Below are 17,409 nucleotides of genomic sequence, written 5' to 3'. Positions count from 1 at the left end.
TGAATCGGAACGGGGCTCTAGCCATTTGTTTGACGCGTTTTCTTCACGCGAACCGGTATCCCACTTCGCTCGAAAACTCTCTAGGCGTCAGCCCGGTCTTCCCAGTCCTCCCAGGTCACGTCGGTATTGATTTCGAGGTAGCGCGAAACCGCGGCGCCGATGGTCGGGAAGAAGTTGTCCTCGCCAAGCTGTGCCAGCAGGCCGAATTTCTTCAGCTTGTCCTTGACGGGATCCTTGAGCTCGGCAAAGCACAGCTCGATCTTCTGTGCGTGCAACGCCTCGTCCAGCTCGGTGAGAATGTCGCCGGCGGTCACGTCCACACTGGTGACCGGCTCGGCCGCGACCACCAGCCAGCGCACCGGCGTCGGAGATTTTGCCACGGCATCCAGCGCGCGCTCCTTGAAGAACTCGGCGTTGGCGAAGAATAGCGGCGCATCCCACCGGAACAGCACCAGCCCGGGGACTTGGCGGGCGCCCGGATATCGAGTGATGTCGTGATAACCCTTGACGCCGGAGGCGCGGCCCAGCACGGCGGAATGCGGCCGCCAGCCGTCCCACAGGAACTCGACGATGGCGAGCACGATGGCAAGGCCAATTCCCGGAATCACCCCCAGCACGGCCACGCCGACAAAGCAAACCACCGATAGCCAGAACTCCCACTGCTGAATGCGGTAGATTCGCCTGAGGTCGCCGATCTCGAACAGGCCGAGTGCGGCGGCGATGACGACGGCGGCCAGCGCGGCGTTGGGCAGATGCTCGAGCAGATTTGGCGCCATCAGCAGCAAAAAGGCGATGGCAAGCGCGCCGATGACACTGGTCAATTGGGTGCGCGCTCCGGCAGCTTCTGCGACAGGCGTGCGCGAGCTGCTGCTGCTGATCGGAAAGCCCTGAAAAAAGCCGGCCGCCAGATTGGCTGCGCCGAGCCCCACCATCTCCTGGTTGGGATCGACGCGATCACCCAATCTCGCCGCATAGGACCGGGACAGCACGCTGGTGTCGGCGAATGACACCAGCGCGACCGCGCACCCGCCGATCAGCACCTGCACGATGTCGCCATAGCCGATCCAGGGGATGGCAAAACCCGGCAAGCCTTCCGGAAGCGGACCCAGAATCTTTACGCCATAGCGCGCGCCGAGATCGAAGACCCCCGTGACGACCGTTGCCGCGACGACCGCAATCAGAATGCTCGGTAGCCGTTTGTTGCGCGCGAGCAGCAGGATCGCCGCCAGGGTGGCCAAGCCGATCCCGAGGGCGACCCAATTTGTCTTTCCGTCAAGGATCGCTCCGCCGATCGCCCAGACGCTGCGCAGAGGTCCATCGCTTTCGATCGAGAAGCCGAACAGCTTCGGCAGCTGGCTGATCAGCACGGTCAGGGCAATGCCGTTCATGTAACCGTAGCGGATCGGCTTGGACAGCAGCTCGGTCAGGAATCCCAGCCGCGCGATGCCGGCCACGATGCAGACCGTCCCGGAGACGATGGCCATCATGGCGGCCAGCGCTGCCGCGCGCCGGGGATCGCCGCCCGACAGCGGAACGACAACGCCGAGGATGACGGCTGCAAGCGCCGAGTCCGGTCCCAGCACGAGGATGCGGCTCGGTCCGAACAACGCGTAGACGAGGAGTGGGATGATCGTTGCGTAAAGCCCGTAGATGCCGGGCAAGCCCGACGCTTCCGCATAGGCGATGCCGACCGGGACCAGCATGGTCGCGAGCACAAGCCCGGCAAAGACGTCGTGTCGAAGCCACGCCGCTTCATATCGACGGAGCGTGTCGAGACCTGGCAGCCAGCCGGTCCAATGATTCATCGCGGTCACTCCCAATCCCGCTGGAGCTCGCACGCGCTTGACGTGAACCGTTCTACCCCTTCGCCTGCTCGTCGAACGCCTTCAGCGACACCGCCGCGATCTCGCGCAGCGCATTGCGGTCGGCGCCCGAGGAGGCCATCACGCACATGCCCGACGTGACCGCGGAGAGATAGCGGGCCAGCGTGACCGGATCGGCGCTTTCACCGAGGTCGCGTTCGGCCTTGGCGCGGACAAAGCGCTCGCGCAGCTGGTCCTCGGTGCGGGTGCGGCGCGCCGCCAGTTCGAATGGAACGTTCTCCGAGCCGGTGCCGCAGGCCAGGCCGCCCTGGACCAGCAGACAGCCGGGCGGGTTGGCGGGATCGGTCTGGGCGTCGGCGTGCTCGATCAGAAATCGTTCGGCGACCTCGCGGGCGCTGGAGGCGCCCAAAACCTTCTCCATCCAGGCATCGCGCTTTTCGGTGTAACGGTCGAGCGCAGCCTTTAGCAGGCCTTCCTTGCTGCCAAAGGCGGCATAGAGGCTGGGTGGATTGATGCTCATCGCCTCGGTGAGCTGCGCGATCGTCGCGCCCTCGTAACCGTGGCGCCAGAACACGTCCATGGCCCGGTCCAAAGCGGCGTCCGCGTCGAAGGCGCGGGGGCGTCCCATTCCCATTTTTCGTTGCTCCGTAAGCCGGGTGCCGTTTCTGTGACGGATTGTCCCTGACTTATCCTCTTGTTGCACGTAGTGTTTTTCCGCGTCTTCCCATTTCCCCACGAATGAGATAATAAATTCATAGTGCTCGATACATAAGTATCTTGCAGACCGGCGTCCAGCTCCACATCTGTAGCAAACACTACAGATGTCTGGAGCGCGTGAATGCCCTCGTCAACCCAAAATCCCCCTACCGGCCGTTTCCGACGCGTCGTCGGCGGTGTCGTGATCATCGGCGCCCTTGCGGTGGCCGGTTCGATTGCAACCGGCCATTATTTCCATGCCGCACAGGCGACCGCCACTGCCGCCGCCCCTGAACCGGCGGTCCCGGTCACCGTGGCGGTGATCCAGCCGCGGCCGACCACCCTGTTCGACGACTTCTCGGGCCGGCTCGAGGCCGTCGACCGCGTCCAGCTGCGGCCACGGGTGGCCGGCGCGATCCTTTCGACCAACTTCACCGAGGGCGCGCTGGTGAAGGCCGGCGACATCCTGTTCAAGATCGACCCGGCGCCCTACGCGGCCGAGGTCGACCGCGCCCAGGCGCAGCTCGAGGCGGCCAAGGCCCGCGTGGTGTTCACCACGAGCGAGGTCGAGCGCGGCGCACAGCTGGTCGGCAACAACATCGTCACCAAGCGCGATTTCGACCAGCGCGACAACGCCAACCGCGAGGCGATCGCCAACGTCAAGGCCGCCGAAGCCGCGCTGCAGACCGCAAAGCTCAATCTCGACTACACCGAGGTCCGCGCACCGGTCGATGGCCGGGTCGGCCGGATCGAGGTCACCGTCGGCAATCTCGTTGCGGCCGGCACCTCGTCACCGGTCCTGACCTCGCTGGTTTCGGTCAATCCGATCTACGCGAGCTTCGACGCCGACGAGGAGGTCGTGCTGCGTGCGCTGAACTCGATCGCGGATGCTTCCGGCAAGCGTGGCAATCTCGATCAGATCCCGGTCGACATGGTGACGTCGGGCGGCCTCAGCGCCAAGGGGCATATCCAGCTGATCGACAACCAGGTCAACGGGCAGAGCGGCACCATCCGGGTCCGCGCCGTGTTCAAGAACGAAGACGGTCGGCTGATTCCGGGACAGTTCGCCCGCGTGCGGATGGGCCAGCCCAAGCAGCAGACCTTGGTGATGATCGACGAGCGGGCCGTCGGCACCGACCAGGACAAGAAGTTCGTCATGCTGGTCGGTGACGACAGCCGCGCGGTCTATCGTTCGGTCACGCTCGGCGGCGCGGTCGATGGCCTGCGGATCGTCACCGCCGGCCTGAAATCCGGCGACCGCATCGTCGTCAACGGTCTGCAGCGCGTGCGGCCCGGCGCCCTTCTGAAGATGGAAGTCGCCGAGATGGGCGCGCGCGGCATGCAGCAGGCATCCACTGAAACCAACCAGCACGTCGTGCAGCGCTAGGCGCTGCACGCGGGGGCGGAGCCATGAATCTCTCCAAATTCTTCATCGACCGGCCGATCTTCGCCGGCGTGCTATCGATCCTGATCTTCCTGGCCGGCCTGATCTCGCTGGTGGCGATGCCGATCTCGGAATACCCCGACGTGGTGCCGCCGTCGGTCGTGGTGCGCGCGACCTATCCCGGCGCCAATCCGAAGGTGATCGCCGAGACGGTCGCAACCCCGATCGAGGAGCAGATCAACGGCGTCGAGGGCATGCTCTATATGTCGAGCCAGGCGACCACCGACGGCGCGATGACGCTGACAGTGACGTTCCGGCTCGGCACCGACCCCGACAAGGCCACCCAGCTGGTGCAGAACCGCGTGCAGCAGGCCGAGCCCCGCCTGCCGGCCGTGGTGCGCCAGCTCGGCATCATCACCAAGAAGAGTTCGCCCGACCTCACCATGGTCGTGCATCTGCTGTCGCCGAACAACCGCTACGACATGACGTATCTGCGCAACTACGCAGTGCTCAACGTCAAGGACCGGCTGGCGCGGATCGACGGCGTCGGCGACGTCCAGCTCTACGGCGCCGGCGACTATTCGATGCGGGTCTGGGTCGATCCGCAGAAGGCCGCCGAGCATGCGCTGACTGCGAGCGACGTGGTGCGCGCGATCCAGGCCCAGAACGTCGAGGCCGCGGCCGGCGTGGTCGGCTCCTCGCCGAGCGTCAAGGGCCTTGACCTGCAGCTCTCCGTCAACGCCGAGGGACGGCTGTCGACCGAGGAGCAGTTCGGCGACATCGTGGTGAAGACCGGTGCGGCCGGCGAGGTGGTGCGGCTGCGCGACGTCGCGCGGATCGAGCTCGGCGCCTCCGAATACGGCCTGCGGTCGCTGCTCGACAACAAGCAGGCGGTCGCGATCCCGATCTTCCAGGCGCCGGGCTCCAACGCGCTGGAGATCTCCGATCATGTCCGCGCGACGATGGCCGAGATCAAGAAGAACATGCCGGAAGGCGTGTCTTACCAGATCGTGTACGATCCGACGCAGTTCGTGCGCTCCTCGATCGAGGCCGTCATCCACACGCTGCTGGAGGCGATCGCGCTGGTCGTGCTGGTCGTGATCCTGTTCCTGCAGACCTGGCGCGCCTCGATCATTCCGCTGATCGCGGTTCCGGTGTCGATCGTCGGCACCTTCGCGGTGATGCATGTGTTCGGCTTCTCGATCAACGCGCTCAGCCTGTTCGGCCTGGTGCTGGCGATCGGCATCGTGGTCGACGACGCCATCGTCGTGGTCGAGAACGTCGAGCGCAACATCGAATCCGGCCTGTCGCCGCGCGATGCCACCAACCAGGCAATGCGCGAAGTGTCCGGCCCGATCATCGCGATCGCGCTGGTGCTGATCGCGGTGTTCGTGCCGCTCGCCTTCATCTCCGGCCTCACCGGACAGTTCTACAAGCAGTTCGCGCTGACGATCGCGATCTCGACCGTGATCTCGGCGATCAATTCGCTGACGCTGTCGCCGGCGCTGTCGGCGCTGCTGCTCAAGGGGCATCACGAACCGAAGGACTGGCTGACCCGGATCATGGAGAGGTCGCTGGGCTGGTTCTTCCGCGGCTTCAACAAGGTCTTCACCAAGTCGTCCGAGAATTACGGCCGCACCGTCACCAAGGTGATCTACGGCAAGGCCGTGGTGATCGGCCTCTACGTGCTCTTGATCGGCCTGACCGGCGTGCTGTTCAAGCAGGTGCCGTCGGGCTTCGTGCCTGGTCAGGACAAGCAGTACCTGGTCGGCTTTGCGCGGCTGCCCGACGGTGCCACGCTCGACCGCACCGAGGAAGTGATCCGCAAGATGAGCGACATCGCGCTGACCCAGCCCGGTGTCGAAAGCTCGGTGGCGTTTCCCGGCCTGTCGATCTCCGGCTTCACCAACTCGTCCAACGCCGGCATCGTGTTCTCGACCCTGAAGCCGTTCGAGGAGCGCAAGGATCCGTCGCTCTCGGGACCTGCGATCGCGATGGCGCTGAACAAGAAGTATGCCGGCATCCAGGACGCCTTCATCGCCATGTTCCCGCCGCCGCCGGTCAACGGCCTCGGCACCATCGGCGGCTTCAAGCTGCAGATCGAGGACCGCGCCGGCCTCGGCTACGGGGCGCTGAACGACGCGACCAAGGCGTTCATGGCGGCGATGCAGAAAGCGCCGGAGATCGCCGGCGTGTTCTCGAGCTTCCAGGTCAACGTGCCGCAGCTGTTTGCCGACATCGACCGGACCAAGGCGTTGCAGCTCGGCGTGCCGGTCACGGAGGTGTTCAACACGCTGCAGATCTATCTCGGCTCGTACTACGTCAACGACTTCAATAAATTCGGCCGCACCTATTCGGTCTATGTCCAGGCCGACGCGCCGTTCCGCGCCCGCGCCGACGACATCAGGCAGCTGAAGGTGCGCTCGTCGTCGGGCGACATGGTGCCGCTGTCGGCGCTGCTGAAGGTCCGCCAGAGCGCGGGTCCGGAGCGTGCGATCCGCTACAACGGCTTCCTGTCGTCGGACATCAACGCCGCCGCGGCACCGGGCTATTCCTCCGGCCAGGCGCAGGAGGCGGCGACGCGGATCGCGGCCGAAGTGCTGCCGCCCGGCTTTGCCTTCGAATGGACCGACCTGACCTATCAGGAGTTCATCGCCGGCAATTCCGGAATCTGGGTGTTTCCGCTCGCGATCCTCCTGGTGTTCCTGGTGCTCGCCGCGCTCTATGAGAGCCTGGCGCTGCCGCTCTCGATCATCATGATCGTGCCGATGGGCCTGTTGGCGGCGATGTTCGGCGTCTGGCTCTCGAAGGGCGACAACAACGTCTTCACCCAGATTGGCCTGATCGTGCTGGTCGGATTGTCGGCCAAGAACGCCATCCTGATCGTCGAATTCGCGCGCGAGCTCGAATTCGCCGGACGCTCACCGATCCGCGCCGCGATCGAGGCGAGTCGCTTAAGGCTGCGGCCGATCCTGATGACGTCGATGGCGTTCATCATGGGCGTGCTGCCGCTGGTGTTGTCGACCGGCGCGGGCTCGGAGATGCGGCGCGCGATGGGCGTCGCGGTGTTCTCCGGTATGATCGGCGTCACCGTGTTCGGCCTGTTCCTGACGCCGGTGTTCTATGTGCTGCTGCGCACGATCACCGGGATGAAGCCGCTGACGCAACACGGCGAGGCGACCATCCCTGGAAAAGCACACGCGGCATGATGCCGCGTGTGCAGAGCGTTTTCGAGCCAAGTGGATGCCGGCTCGCGTGAAGAAAACGCGTCAAAACAACAAACGAGAGCTTCGGTTCAAGACTGAAGCTCTCGTTGATGTCAGCTTCGAAGGGATCAGGCTGCGATGTCGAGCAGCAGAAGCGACGAACCGCGGACCAGCACCTTGCGGCCCGCGGGCGTCAGTTCAAACGAATCGCCGCGCACGGCGACATAACCGAGCGTCATCAGGCTTTCAACGGCGAACCGGTTCAGCCGTGACGGGTTTGCTGCGGGAGCCCGCAGCGCTTTCAGCGCATCCCACTGATCGGGTCTGAGTTCGAATTCTTCGCTCATCGGTCCAGGCACTCCAGAAGTTCTTGGCGTGCGAGATACAGAGCGCAGATGAATTTCGTGCGACCACAACGAGTCAGGATTTCGATTTATGTGGACGCGCCGTCACATCGCCGTGTCATTGGAATACTTCAATTTTTTCGAATCATTGCGGTGCAACAACGCGTGATGTTGTCACAGAGATTAACCGCACGTCGTCACACAGGTTAATCGAGACGATTAACCGGGCTAAAGCGGCTGGTTAACCGCGCCGCACACTTGCGCCGCCATCGACCGGCAATGTCACACCTGTGATGAAGTTGGCCTCATCGGAGGCGAGAAACAGTGCGGCATTGGCGACGTCCCAGCCGGTGCCCATCTTGTGACGCAGCGGCACCTTGCTGTCGCGCTCGGCTTCGACCTCGGCGCGGCTCTTCTTGAATTCACGCGCGCGGGTGTCCACCGCCATCGGCGTGTTCATCAATCCCGGCAAGATCACGTTGGCGCGGATGCCGTATTGCGCATTCTGGTAGGCGAGCTGTTCGGTGAAGGCGATCATCGCCGATTTGGTCGCTTTGTAGGCGACGTAAGGATAGGTCGTGATCGCGGCCATCGACGAGATGTTGATGATCGAGCCGCGCTGCTGCTGGCGCATGATCGGGATCACGTGCTTGGCGGCGAGGATGCAGCTCTTCAGATTGATCGCCACGCAGCGGTCGAACGCCTCCTCGGTGATGTCGAGTAGCTCGGCATCACCGCCGGAGAGGCTGACGCCGACATTGTTGTGCAGGATATCGACGCTGCCCCAGCGGCCGTGCGCATCCGCCACCATCGCCTTGATGTCGGCATTCTTGGTGACGTCGGCCTTGAAGGCGACAGCCGTGCCGCCTTTGGCCGCGATCATATCGACGGTCTCCTGCGCCGATGCCAGGTTGTGATCGACGCACAGCAGCTTGGCGCTTTCGCGCGCGAAGGTCAGCGCGGTGGCGCGGCCGTTGCCGATGCCCTCGCCGGGGCTCTGGCCGGCGCCGACGATGATGGCGACGCGATCTTGAAGGCGCATCTCACTTCACTCCCGGGATCGGGTACTGCTGCAGTACCTCTTTGTAGGTTGGTTCGTTGTCGATCTGCATGGTGGCGAGCACCCGCACCACGGCACAGTAGAACGCGATGGTAAGCACCAGGTCGGTCATGTGCTCGTCGGACAGCTCTCGCTTGATCTCGGCGAAGGTTACCTCCGACATCGCAAGCTCGCGCACCATCTCGCGGGCGCCCCTGAGGATCGCCTTCGCCAGCGGCTCGAGCTGCGACGGCTTGCCCTCGGTCTCGGCGATCAGGCCCTTGATGTCCGCGTCCGTGACGCCGAACTCCTTGCCGATCTTCACATGGTGGGTGAACTCGTATTCCGATTTCTCGAGCCAGCCGACCTGCAGGATCGCAAGCTCGCGCAGCCGCGGGTCGAGCTTGCTCTTGAAGCGGATATAGCCGCCGATGCCATTGAAGGCGCGCGCCATGTCGGGGGAGTTGACCAGCAGCTTGTGCAAATTGGTGTTGCGCTTGAGCATGTCGCGATACTCAGGGGCGACCTGATCGGATTCGAGATAGGGCAGGCGGGCCATTGTTGTTGTCCTTGGTTCGGCGGCTTGCGGAAGCGGCGGCCAAAGCGCGATGAGATTGGGTTGAATCCTCATCGCGCTTTAGTTCATTGTTTGAGCATGATCTTTTCGGAAAACCGCTTCGCACTTTTCCGGATCATGCTTCGCTTCAGCCGTAGAGCGCTTTGTGCTCGCTTTCGTAGTTGGCGTAGGAATCCTTCATGCTGGCGCCGTTGAGCAGCATGGTCGCGACCACGGCGTTGTCGGTATCGAACACGGTCGAGCGCACCCACATGCTCTCGGTGCGCTTGCTGCCCGAGAGCGCCACGACCTCGCGCTCGACCCAATAGGTCTCGCCCGGGAAGAGCGGCCCGCGCACAAGCCGGATCTCCTGATCGGCGAACAGTCCGACGGCCGGGCCGCGGACCGGCAGCCGGTCCTCGCGCGCGCGGTACTGGAACAGCACGCTCAGCATCTCCATCGGGATGATGGCGCGGCCCCAGGGATTGTGTTCCAGCGAATAGTAATCCGACGGCTCGGTGATCACCCTGAGCTTGTCGGCCAGCGAGAACGGATAGAGATCGCCCATGTTCTGGTCGAAATCCATCTTGATCGCCTGCCGGGGCGTCTTCATGCCGACCTTGATGTCGGCGAGGACCACGGGATCGGTCAGCGGCTTCAATTCGCCAAGCCGGTGGCTCAGTGCCGTCTCGCTGCCGTCGCCATCGATCGAGGCGGTGCCGCGCAGGATCTCGGTGCCGTCGCGCTTGATCATCCCGATCGTGCAAACCGTCTGGCCCGGCTTCGGCTTCTCGATCTGAGCCTGCACCTCTTCGCCTTCGAACACCGGGTTGCGGTAATGCGCGGAGAGGCATCCGGTCATGAACCAGGCCCGGCCCCAGATCCGCTCGCACAGCGGCGCAAACTGGCTGAAATGAGTCGGTCCTTCGATCGTGCCGCCGCGGAAGCCGAGCTTCTGGGCGGTTGCATCGTCGTGAATCGAAGCGTGGGAGTCGTAAGTCTGGGCCTGCAGCATCTGCTTCGGGCTGCGCCAGGGACCCACCAGCAGATTGCCGTTCTCCACGATTTCCGTCGTGAACGCGGATTCGACTGTAATCATCCTTGGTCTCCCTTTGCGTGCACCGTTTCAAAGATGCCGGGGTTCGGCAAGCCTCGCAGAGCAACAAGGCCTCGCAGAGCCCAGCATGCGCACCATGAGATATGTGCTGCGGCCATGGAACGGGGCTGTTCATGCATAACAAAATCAGTGCATGCTGATGCATGATCATTCGGAAGATAATGAGACCGGTTCGGACCGGCGTGACCTGATCGGCGGGGAGCCTGAAACTGATGGCGTTGATGGAAGTTGGACTGGACGATAAGTACCGGTTGGACACCAAGCGAATCTTCCTCTCCGGTACCCAGGCGCTGGTCCGATTGCCCATGTTGCAGCGCGAACGCGACCGCGCGCACGGACTGAACACCGCAGGTTTCATCTCCGGTTACCGCGGCTCGCCGCTCGGCATGTACGACCACGCGCTATGGCGAGCGAAATCCTTCCTGAAAGAGCATGACATCGCCTTCGTTCCCGGCCTCAACGAGGATCTGGCGGCGACCGCGGTGTGGGGCAGCCAGCAGGTCGGCATGTTCCCCGGCGCCAAGGTCGATGGCGTGTTCGGCATCTGGTACGGCAAGGGTCCCGGCGTCGACCGCTCGCTCGATGCGCTCAAGCACGCCAATTCGGCCGGCACCTCGCCGAATGGCGGCGTGATCGCGCTCGCCGGTGACGACCATGGCTGCCAGTCCTCCACCCTCGCGCACCAGAGCGAGCAGGTCTTCGCCTCGGCGCTGATGCCGGTGGTCAATCCGGCGACGCTGCAGGACTATCTCGACCTCGGCATCCTCGGCTTCGCGCTGTCGCGCTATTCCGGCTGCTGGGTCGGTTTCAAGGCGATCTCCGAGACGGTGGAAAGCTCGGCTTCGATCGTCAGCGATCCCGATCGCATCAAGATCATCATGCCTGACGATTTCGAGATGCCGCCGGACGGGCTCTCGATCCGCTGGCCCGATCCGCCGCTGGAGGCCGAACGGCGTCTGCACGGACCCAAGATGGAGGCGGTCGCGGCCTTCGCCCGGGCCAACCGCTTCGACCATATCGTGCTGGATTCGAAGCCGGCGCGGCTCGGCATCATGGCGACCGGCAAGGCCTATCTCGACCTGCGCCAGGCGCTCGCCGATCTCGGCATCACCGATGCCGAGGCCCAGGCGCTGGGCCTGCGCATCTACAAGGTGGCGTTGACCTGGCCGCTCGAAGCGCGCGGCGCACGCGCCTTCGCCGAAGGCCTGCAGGACGTGCTCGTTGTCGAGGAGAAGCGCGGCTTCATCGAGGACCAGCTGGTCCGCATCCTCTACAACATGGACGCGTCCAAACGTCCGTCGGTGGTCGGCAAGCGCGACGAGAGCGGCGCGCCGCTGCTGCCGAGCGAGGGCGAGCTGACGCCGACCATGGTCGCTGCAGCGGTGGTGGCCCGGCTGCGGAGGCTCGGCCATCGCAGCCCGCTGCTGGAGCAGCGTTTGGCAAAACTCGAGGCATTCGACCGCCCGGCCGAGGGCACGGGCACCGTGAAGCTCTCGCGCACGCCGTATTTCTGCTCGGGCTGTCCGCACAATTCGTCGACCAAGATTCCCGAGGGCAGCCGCGCCATGGCTGGCATCGGCTGTCACGGCATGGCGCTGTCGGTGCCGAACCGCAACACCCAGACCATCTCGCATATGGGCGCCGAGGGCGTGAGCTGGATCGGGCAGGCGCCGTTCACCAGCGAACAGCATGTGTTCCAGAATCTCGGCGACGGCACCTACACGCATTCGGGCTTGCTGGCGCTGCGCGCGGCGGCCGCGGCAGGCGTCAACATCACCTACAAGATCCTCTACAACGACGCGGTCGCGATGACCGGCGGCCAGCCCGCCGAAGGCGGCTTCACGGTGTCGCAGATCGCGCATCAAGTCTGGGCCGAGGGGACCAAGAGGCTTGCGATCGTCTCCGACGATCCCGACAAATATCCCGCCAATTACTTCCCGTCCGGCGCCACCATCCATCATCGCCGCGAGCTCGATGCCGTGCAGCGCACTTTGCGCGAGATCGAGGGCCTCACCGTCCTGATCTACGACCAGACTTGCGCCGCCGAGAAGCGCCGCCGCCGCAAGCGCGGGCTGTTTCCCGATCCGGCCAAGCGCGTCTTCATCAATGAGCGCGTCTGCGAAGGCTGCGGCGACTGCTCGGTGGCGTCGAACTGCGTCTCGGTGCAACCGCTGGAGACCGAGCTCGGCCGCAAGCGCAGGATCGACCAGTCGAACTGCAACAAGGATTTCTCCTGCATCGAGGGCTTCTGCCCGAGCTTCGTGATGGTGCAGGACCCCAAGCTGCGCAAGGCCGACCGCACCGCCGCCGATCCCAAGGCGCTGTTCGCGGACTTGCCGACGCCGCCTGCGGCTGCGCTCAGCAACCCCTACAACATCCTGATCACCGGCATTGGCGGCACCGGCGTCATCACCATCGGCGCGCTGCTCGGCATGGCCGCGCATGTCGAAGGGCTCGCCTGCTCGACGCTCGACTTCACCGGCCTGTCGCAGAAGAACGGCGCGGTCATGAGCCATGTCCGGCTCGCGCCAGCGTCCGACATGCTGACCACCGTCCGCATCGCGCCCGGCAATGCCAATCTGATCCTCGGCTGCGACCTTGTCGTCGCCACCAGCGTGCCGGCGCTGAGCCGCGCCGAACGCGGCGTCACCCGCGCCGTCGTCAACGCCGATCTGCTGCCGACCGCGAGCTTCGTGATCGATCCGGATATCGACTTCGAGGCCAGCTCGATGCGCGATGCGCTGAACGGCGCGGTGCGGCCGGATGATCTCGACATCCTCGATGCCACCGGGCTCGCCACCGCGCTGATGGGCGACAGCATCGCGACCAATGCCTTCATGCTCGGCTTCGCGTTCCAGCGCGGCGCGATCCCGCTGTCGCTCGAGGCGATCCTGAAGGCGATCGAGCTCAACGGCGCCGCGATCGAGATGAACAAGACCGCGTTCTCGTGGGGCCGCCTCGCCGCGCACGATCTGCAGCGCGTGGTCAGCGCCGCGCGCTTCAAGAATGCAGGCGCTGCTCCCGCGAAGAAGACGCTGGATGAGGCGATCGCATTCCGTGCCAAGTTCCTCACCGACTATCAGGACGCGGCCTACGCCAAGCGCTATCTCGACGACGTCGCGCGCGTCCGCTCAGCCGAAGCCGCGACAGCGCCGGGCTCGCAGGACCTGACCGAGGCCTTTGCAAAGGGCCTGTTCAGACTGATGGCGTACAAGGACGAATACGAGGTCGCGCGGCTCTATTCCGACGGCGAGTTCAGCAAGGCCCTGAGGGAGCAGTTCGAAGGCAATTCGGGCTTGAAGGTCCTGCTGGCGCCGCCGCTGCTGGCGCAGCGCGATCCCGTCACCGGGCGTTTGCAGAAGCGCGAGTTCGGGCCGTGGATCTTCAAGGCGTTCGGCCTGCTGGCGGGGCTGAAGGGCCTCCGCGGCACCGCGTTCGATATCTTCGGCTATATCGCCGAGCGCAAGGTGGAGCGCGCGCTGCCGCTCGACTATTCGGCGATGATCCTGCGTCACCTCGACGGCAAGAAGCCGCTCGACTTGCCGCGGCTGGTCGCACTGGCGAAGGCCGCGGACCTCGTGCGCGGCTACGGCCACATCAAGGAAGGCAATGTCGCGCGCTACCGCACCGAATGCGCGCGGCTGGAGCGCGCGATCGGCCAGCCGCTGGCGCAGGCCGCGGAGTAGGCCTGCGGGAACGTTCCGCTGCCGCCTTGGTTGATCGGTAACCCTGCCCGCGGCTGCGGCTGGATTCGCGCGGCCGAGCCCCTACATAACGGCTGTTCTGTTCGAGTGATTTCAGGAGGCCCTTTTGACGGTCCTGAAAAACGCTTTTGTTGCAAGTGTTTGTACCGCGTGCCTGGCATTGGGTGGCGTGGCGTTTGCTGACGACTACCGCCCGAGCGAGTTCTTCAATCTCGATCTCTCGCGGGCCGTGCTGTCGCCGAAGCCGCTTGGTCCGCCGGCGCAGTTCCAGCCGGTTCCGGTCGAGGCGAAGGCTGACCATGGTCCGGATCAGCATGCGAGCACCGAGCCGCAGGTCGAGGAGCCGAAGGTCGCGCCGAAGAAAGCCGTGCGCACGACCAGGGTGACTGAGCCGCGAGAGACCGCACCGCATGAGCGGAAGCGCGCCGCGCATGTGCCCGCCCGCACCAAGCTCGCGCGGCGCCATTCGAACCCGCTCGACGCAGAAGCTCGCGACACAAGGATCCAGACCTGGCCGTGCCGCACCGGCGGCATCTGCAACTGGAAGCATTAGGCGGCTCAGTTCTCTGTTCTCCCCTTCGCGCGGACAGCTAACCCGTCATCCCCGCGCAAAGGCTTCGCCTTTGTCGCTGGAGGTGCGAGCGGAGCGAGCCTCGAAGGATGAATCGGCCCCGATCTAGCAGCCGGGCCGTCGATCCTTCGAGACGGCGCTACGCGCTTCCTCAGGATGACGGGTTTCGCGTTTGTGTGCTCGACGCCTGACGCCCCCGTTCCGCGGTCCATCTCCCCGAGTCACACCGCCGTCGCAAAACCGTCGGCGGAGAGTCAAGAAACCGTAAGGGCGGAGTCAAACGGCGCAGGCAAAACCTTCGTTGCGATTCGACGAAGGTTATTCGATGCCGACAGCGATCTCCGCGAAGGGGCGAGGCCTTACCAGGCGTCAGCTTCTGGTGCGTTCGGCGTCCACGGCTGCGCTGGCGGGATTGGGCGCCCTGGCGAAGCCCTATTTGAGCCGCGCCGCGGATCGGCCCGCGATCGGGGGTATCCAGTCCGGCGACGTCGCAAGCGATTCCGCCGTGATCTGGGCCCGCGCCGATCGCGCCGCGCGCATGCAGATCGAATGCGCTTCCGTCGAAAGCTTCGCCACCATCCTGCGTACCGCGTCCGCCGATGCACTGCCCGAGCGCGATTTCACCGCAAAACTGCTGCTCGATGGGCTGCCGCCGGGCCAGGACCTGTTCTACCGCGTCCGTTTCGAGGATCGCGACGGCATCGCCGGCGAAAGCAGGATTGGGCACTTTCGTACCGCGCCGGCCGGCCGCCGGTCGGTCTCCTTCGTCTGGTCCGGCGATGTCGTCGGGCAGGGCTGGGGCATCGACCCCGCACGCGGCGGCCTCCGCAGCTATCGCACCATGCTAAACGAACGCCCGGATTTCTTCATTCATTCCGGCGATCACATCTATGCGGATTGCACGGTGCCGTCGGAGCAGGCGCTGCCGAACGGCGAGGTCTGGCGCAACATCGTCACCGAGGAGAAATCGGTCGTCGCGCACAGCCTCGAAGAGTTTCGCGGCAACTACAAATACAACTGGCTCGACGAGAATTTCCGCGCCTTCCACGCCGAGGTCCCGATGTTTGCGCAATGGGACGATCACGAGGTGGCCGACGACTGGTCGCCGCTCGGCACCGCTGACGCGACCGGCTATGATACGGATGGCAGCTCGCGTCTGATAGCGCGGGCGCGCCGCGCCTTCCATGAATTCATGCCGATGCGGCTGATGCCGGAGCGCGACGGCCGGGTCTATCGCAAGATCGCCTACGGGCCGCTGCTCGACGTCTTCCTCATCGACATGCGCTCGTACCGCGATTCCAGCTGGAACAAGCAGGGTGATCCCGACAAGGCCTGCATCCTCGGCGAGAGCCAGCTCGCCTGGCTGAAGCGGGAGCTGGTGGCGTCGGACGCCGTCTGGAAGGTGATCGCGGCGGATCTGCCGATCGGCCTCGTCAGCCTCGATGCAGTGGCGCTCGGCGACGGCCCGCCGGAGCGGCGCGAGCACGAGATCGCCGATTTGCTGTCGTTCATGAAGCGCGCCGGTGTCCGCAACACGGTGTGGCTCACCGCCGACATGCACTACACCGCCGCGCATCATTATGATCCGAACCGCGCGGTGTTCCAGGAGTTCGAGCCGTTCTGGGAGTTCGTCTCCGGCCCGCTGCATGCCGGCACCTGGTCGCCGGGTCAGCTCGACAACACCTTTGGCCCGAAGGCGATGTACCAGAAGGGCTGCTCGGCCGAGCAGGGCGACAATCTCGCGCCGTGCTTTGGCCTGCAATTCTTCGGCCGCGTCGACGTCGACGGCAAGACCGGCGTGATGACAGTGACGCTCAAGGACGTCGACAACCACGATCTCTGGTCGGTCGACATCGAGCCGCGGCCGGATGCGCGGCCCGGCCAGATCATGGCGCAGCATATCTAACCCCTGGCGCTTTCGAGCGAAGTGGAGTCCCGGTTCGCGCCAAGAAAAACGCGTCAAACGAGGATTTGTCGCGACATCTTGATTGCGGGCGGCTTGCCGGAACGGCCGGTTTGCGGGCAGACTGCGTGTTGGCAGTTCTGCCAATTTCATTCCCTACAGCCGATTTGCTGGCGTGACGTCGTCGATTTCTTCGGCGTCCCACGCGTCAGGAGCTATCCATGGACAATCTGCAGACACAGGGCATCAGCCTGCCGCAGCTCGGGCTCGGTACTTTCCGCATGCAGGGCGATGCCTGCCGCGCGGCGGTCGAGAGCGCGCTCGGGCTCGGTTACCGCCACATCGACACCGCCGAGATGTACGGCAATGAGGAGGCGATCGGAGCCGCGATCGCGGCCTCCAGGGTCGCGCGCGAGGACCTGCATGTGACCACCAAGGTCTGGCATGAGAACCTGGCACCGGACGCGATCCGCAAGGCCTTCGACGCCAGCCTGAAGAAGCTGCGGCTCGATCACGTCGACCTCTATCTGGTGCACTGGCCGTCGCGGAGCATGAAACTGCCTGCCGTCTTCGAGACGCTGATGAAGCTGAAGGAGGAGGGGCGCACCCGCGCCATCGGTGTTGCCAATTTCACCACCGCGCTGCTCAAGACCGTGGTGGAGGACATCAAGGCGCCGATCGCCTGCAACCAGATCGAATATCACGCGATGTTGGACCAGACGGCGGTGCGGAAATATCTCGCCGCCAAATCGATCCCGCTGGTGGCCTATTGCCCGCTGGCGCAGGGCCGCTTCGCCACCGACGAGACGCTGGCGAAAATCGGCAACAAGCATGGCGCGACCGCGGCGCAGGTGGCGCTGAAATGGCTGCTCGACCAGGACGGCGTGGCGGCGATCCCGAAGGCATCGCGTGCCGAAAGCCAACAGGCCAATCTTGACGCGCTGAAGGTCAGGCTCGACGATGACGACCGCCAGGCGATCGCAGCGCTACGCAAGGACATGCGCTGCGTCAATCCGGGCTTTGCTCCGGATTGGGACTGAGTCCTGCGAGCACCTGATGAGGACGC

At 64.7% G+C, this 17,409-nt stretch carries 12 protein-coding genes; 6 read left to right on the top strand and 6 right to left on the bottom strand.

The window, feature by feature from the left end:
- Positions 1-80: 80 nt before the first annotated feature.
- Together XH92_RS33705 and XH92_RS33700 are read right to left on the bottom strand one after the other, a co-directional pair.
- A complete protein-coding gene (locus XH92_RS33705) occupies positions 81-1,805 on the bottom strand; it encodes a SulP family inorganic anion transporter (protein WP_194455989.1) in 1,725 nt (574 codons plus the stop codon).
- A gap of 52 nt (positions 1,806-1,857) precedes the next feature.
- Positions 1,858-2,457, bottom strand: coding sequence for a TetR/AcrR family transcriptional regulator (locus XH92_RS33700; RefSeq protein ID WP_194455988.1), 600 nt, complete (start codon positions 2,455-2,457; stop codon positions 1,858-1,860).
- 204 nt (positions 2,458-2,661) lie between these two features.
- Here XH92_RS33700 and XH92_RS33695 point away from each other — a divergent pair, with 204 nt between their 5' ends.
- Positions 2,662-3,906, top strand: coding sequence for an efflux RND transporter periplasmic adaptor subunit (locus tag XH92_RS33695; protein WP_194455987.1), 1,245 nt, complete (start codon positions 2,662-2,664; stop codon positions 3,904-3,906).
- A gap of 23 nt (positions 3,907-3,929) precedes the next feature.
- On the top strand, positions 3,930-7,112 hold the full coding sequence (locus XH92_RS33690) for an efflux RND transporter permease subunit (RefSeq protein ID WP_194455986.1): 3,183 nt from the start codon (positions 3,930-3,932) through the stop codon (positions 7,110-7,112).
- A gap of 125 nt (positions 7,113-7,237) precedes the next feature.
- On the opposite strand, the gene XH92_RS33685 is transcribed toward XH92_RS33690, so the two are convergent.
- The 4 genes from XH92_RS33685 to XH92_RS33670 form a co-directional block, all read right to left on the bottom strand.
- Positions 7,238-7,456, bottom strand: a complete 219-nt coding sequence (locus tag XH92_RS33685; protein ID WP_194455985.1) for a hypothetical protein — start codon at positions 7,454-7,456, stop codon at positions 7,238-7,240.
- Positions 7,457-7,694: 238 nt separating this feature from the next.
- On the bottom strand, positions 7,695-8,495 hold the full coding sequence (locus XH92_RS33680) for an SDR family NAD(P)-dependent oxidoreductase (RefSeq protein ID WP_194455984.1): 801 nt from the start codon (positions 8,493-8,495) through the stop codon (positions 7,695-7,697).
- Position 8,496: 1 nt separating this feature from the next.
- The gene (locus XH92_RS33675; protein ID WP_194455983.1) at positions 8,497-9,051 is read right to left on the bottom strand and encodes a carboxymuconolactone decarboxylase family protein; all 555 of its coding nucleotides are present in this window, start codon (positions 9,049-9,051) and stop codon (positions 8,497-8,499) included.
- Positions 9,052-9,196: 145 nt separating this feature from the next.
- Positions 9,197-10,147 carry a hypothetical protein gene (locus XH92_RS33670; protein ID WP_194455982.1) on the bottom strand — a complete coding sequence of 317 codons (951 nt, stop codon included), beginning with the start codon at positions 10,145-10,147 and terminating at the stop codon, positions 9,197-9,199.
- A gap of 230 nt (positions 10,148-10,377) precedes the next feature.
- Here XH92_RS33670 and XH92_RS33665 point away from each other — a divergent pair, with 230 nt between their 5' ends.
- From XH92_RS33665 to XH92_RS33650, 4 genes are all read left to right on the top strand, one after another.
- Positions 10,378-13,851 (top strand): indolepyruvate ferredoxin oxidoreductase family protein, encoded by a 3,474-nt coding sequence (locus XH92_RS33665; RefSeq protein ID WP_194455981.1) that lies wholly within the window; start codon positions 10,378-10,380, stop codon positions 13,849-13,851.
- Positions 13,852-14,038: 187 nt separating this feature from the next.
- Positions 14,039-14,422: a hypothetical protein gene (locus tag XH92_RS33660; RefSeq protein WP_194455980.1), complete on the top strand. Its 384-nt coding sequence runs from the start codon at positions 14,039-14,041 to the stop codon at positions 14,420-14,422.
- A 343-nt stretch (positions 14,423-14,765) separates the two neighbouring features.
- Positions 14,766-16,346: an alkaline phosphatase gene (locus XH92_RS33655; protein WP_194455979.1), complete on the top strand. Its 1,581-nt coding sequence runs from the start codon at positions 14,766-14,768 to the stop codon at positions 16,344-16,346.
- 218 nt (positions 16,347-16,564) lie between these two features.
- Positions 16,565-17,383, top strand: a complete 819-nt coding sequence (locus XH92_RS33650) for an aldo/keto reductase (protein WP_194455978.1) — start codon at positions 16,565-16,567, stop codon at positions 17,381-17,383.
- Positions 17,384-17,409: the final 26 nt, after the last annotated feature.

The sequence above is a fragment of the Bradyrhizobium sp. CCBAU 53421 genome, assembly GCF_015291625.1.
Lineage (GTDB): Bacteria > Pseudomonadota > Alphaproteobacteria > Rhizobiales > Xanthobacteraceae > Bradyrhizobium.
This window is presented reverse-complemented; position numbering and strand designations above follow the sequence as displayed.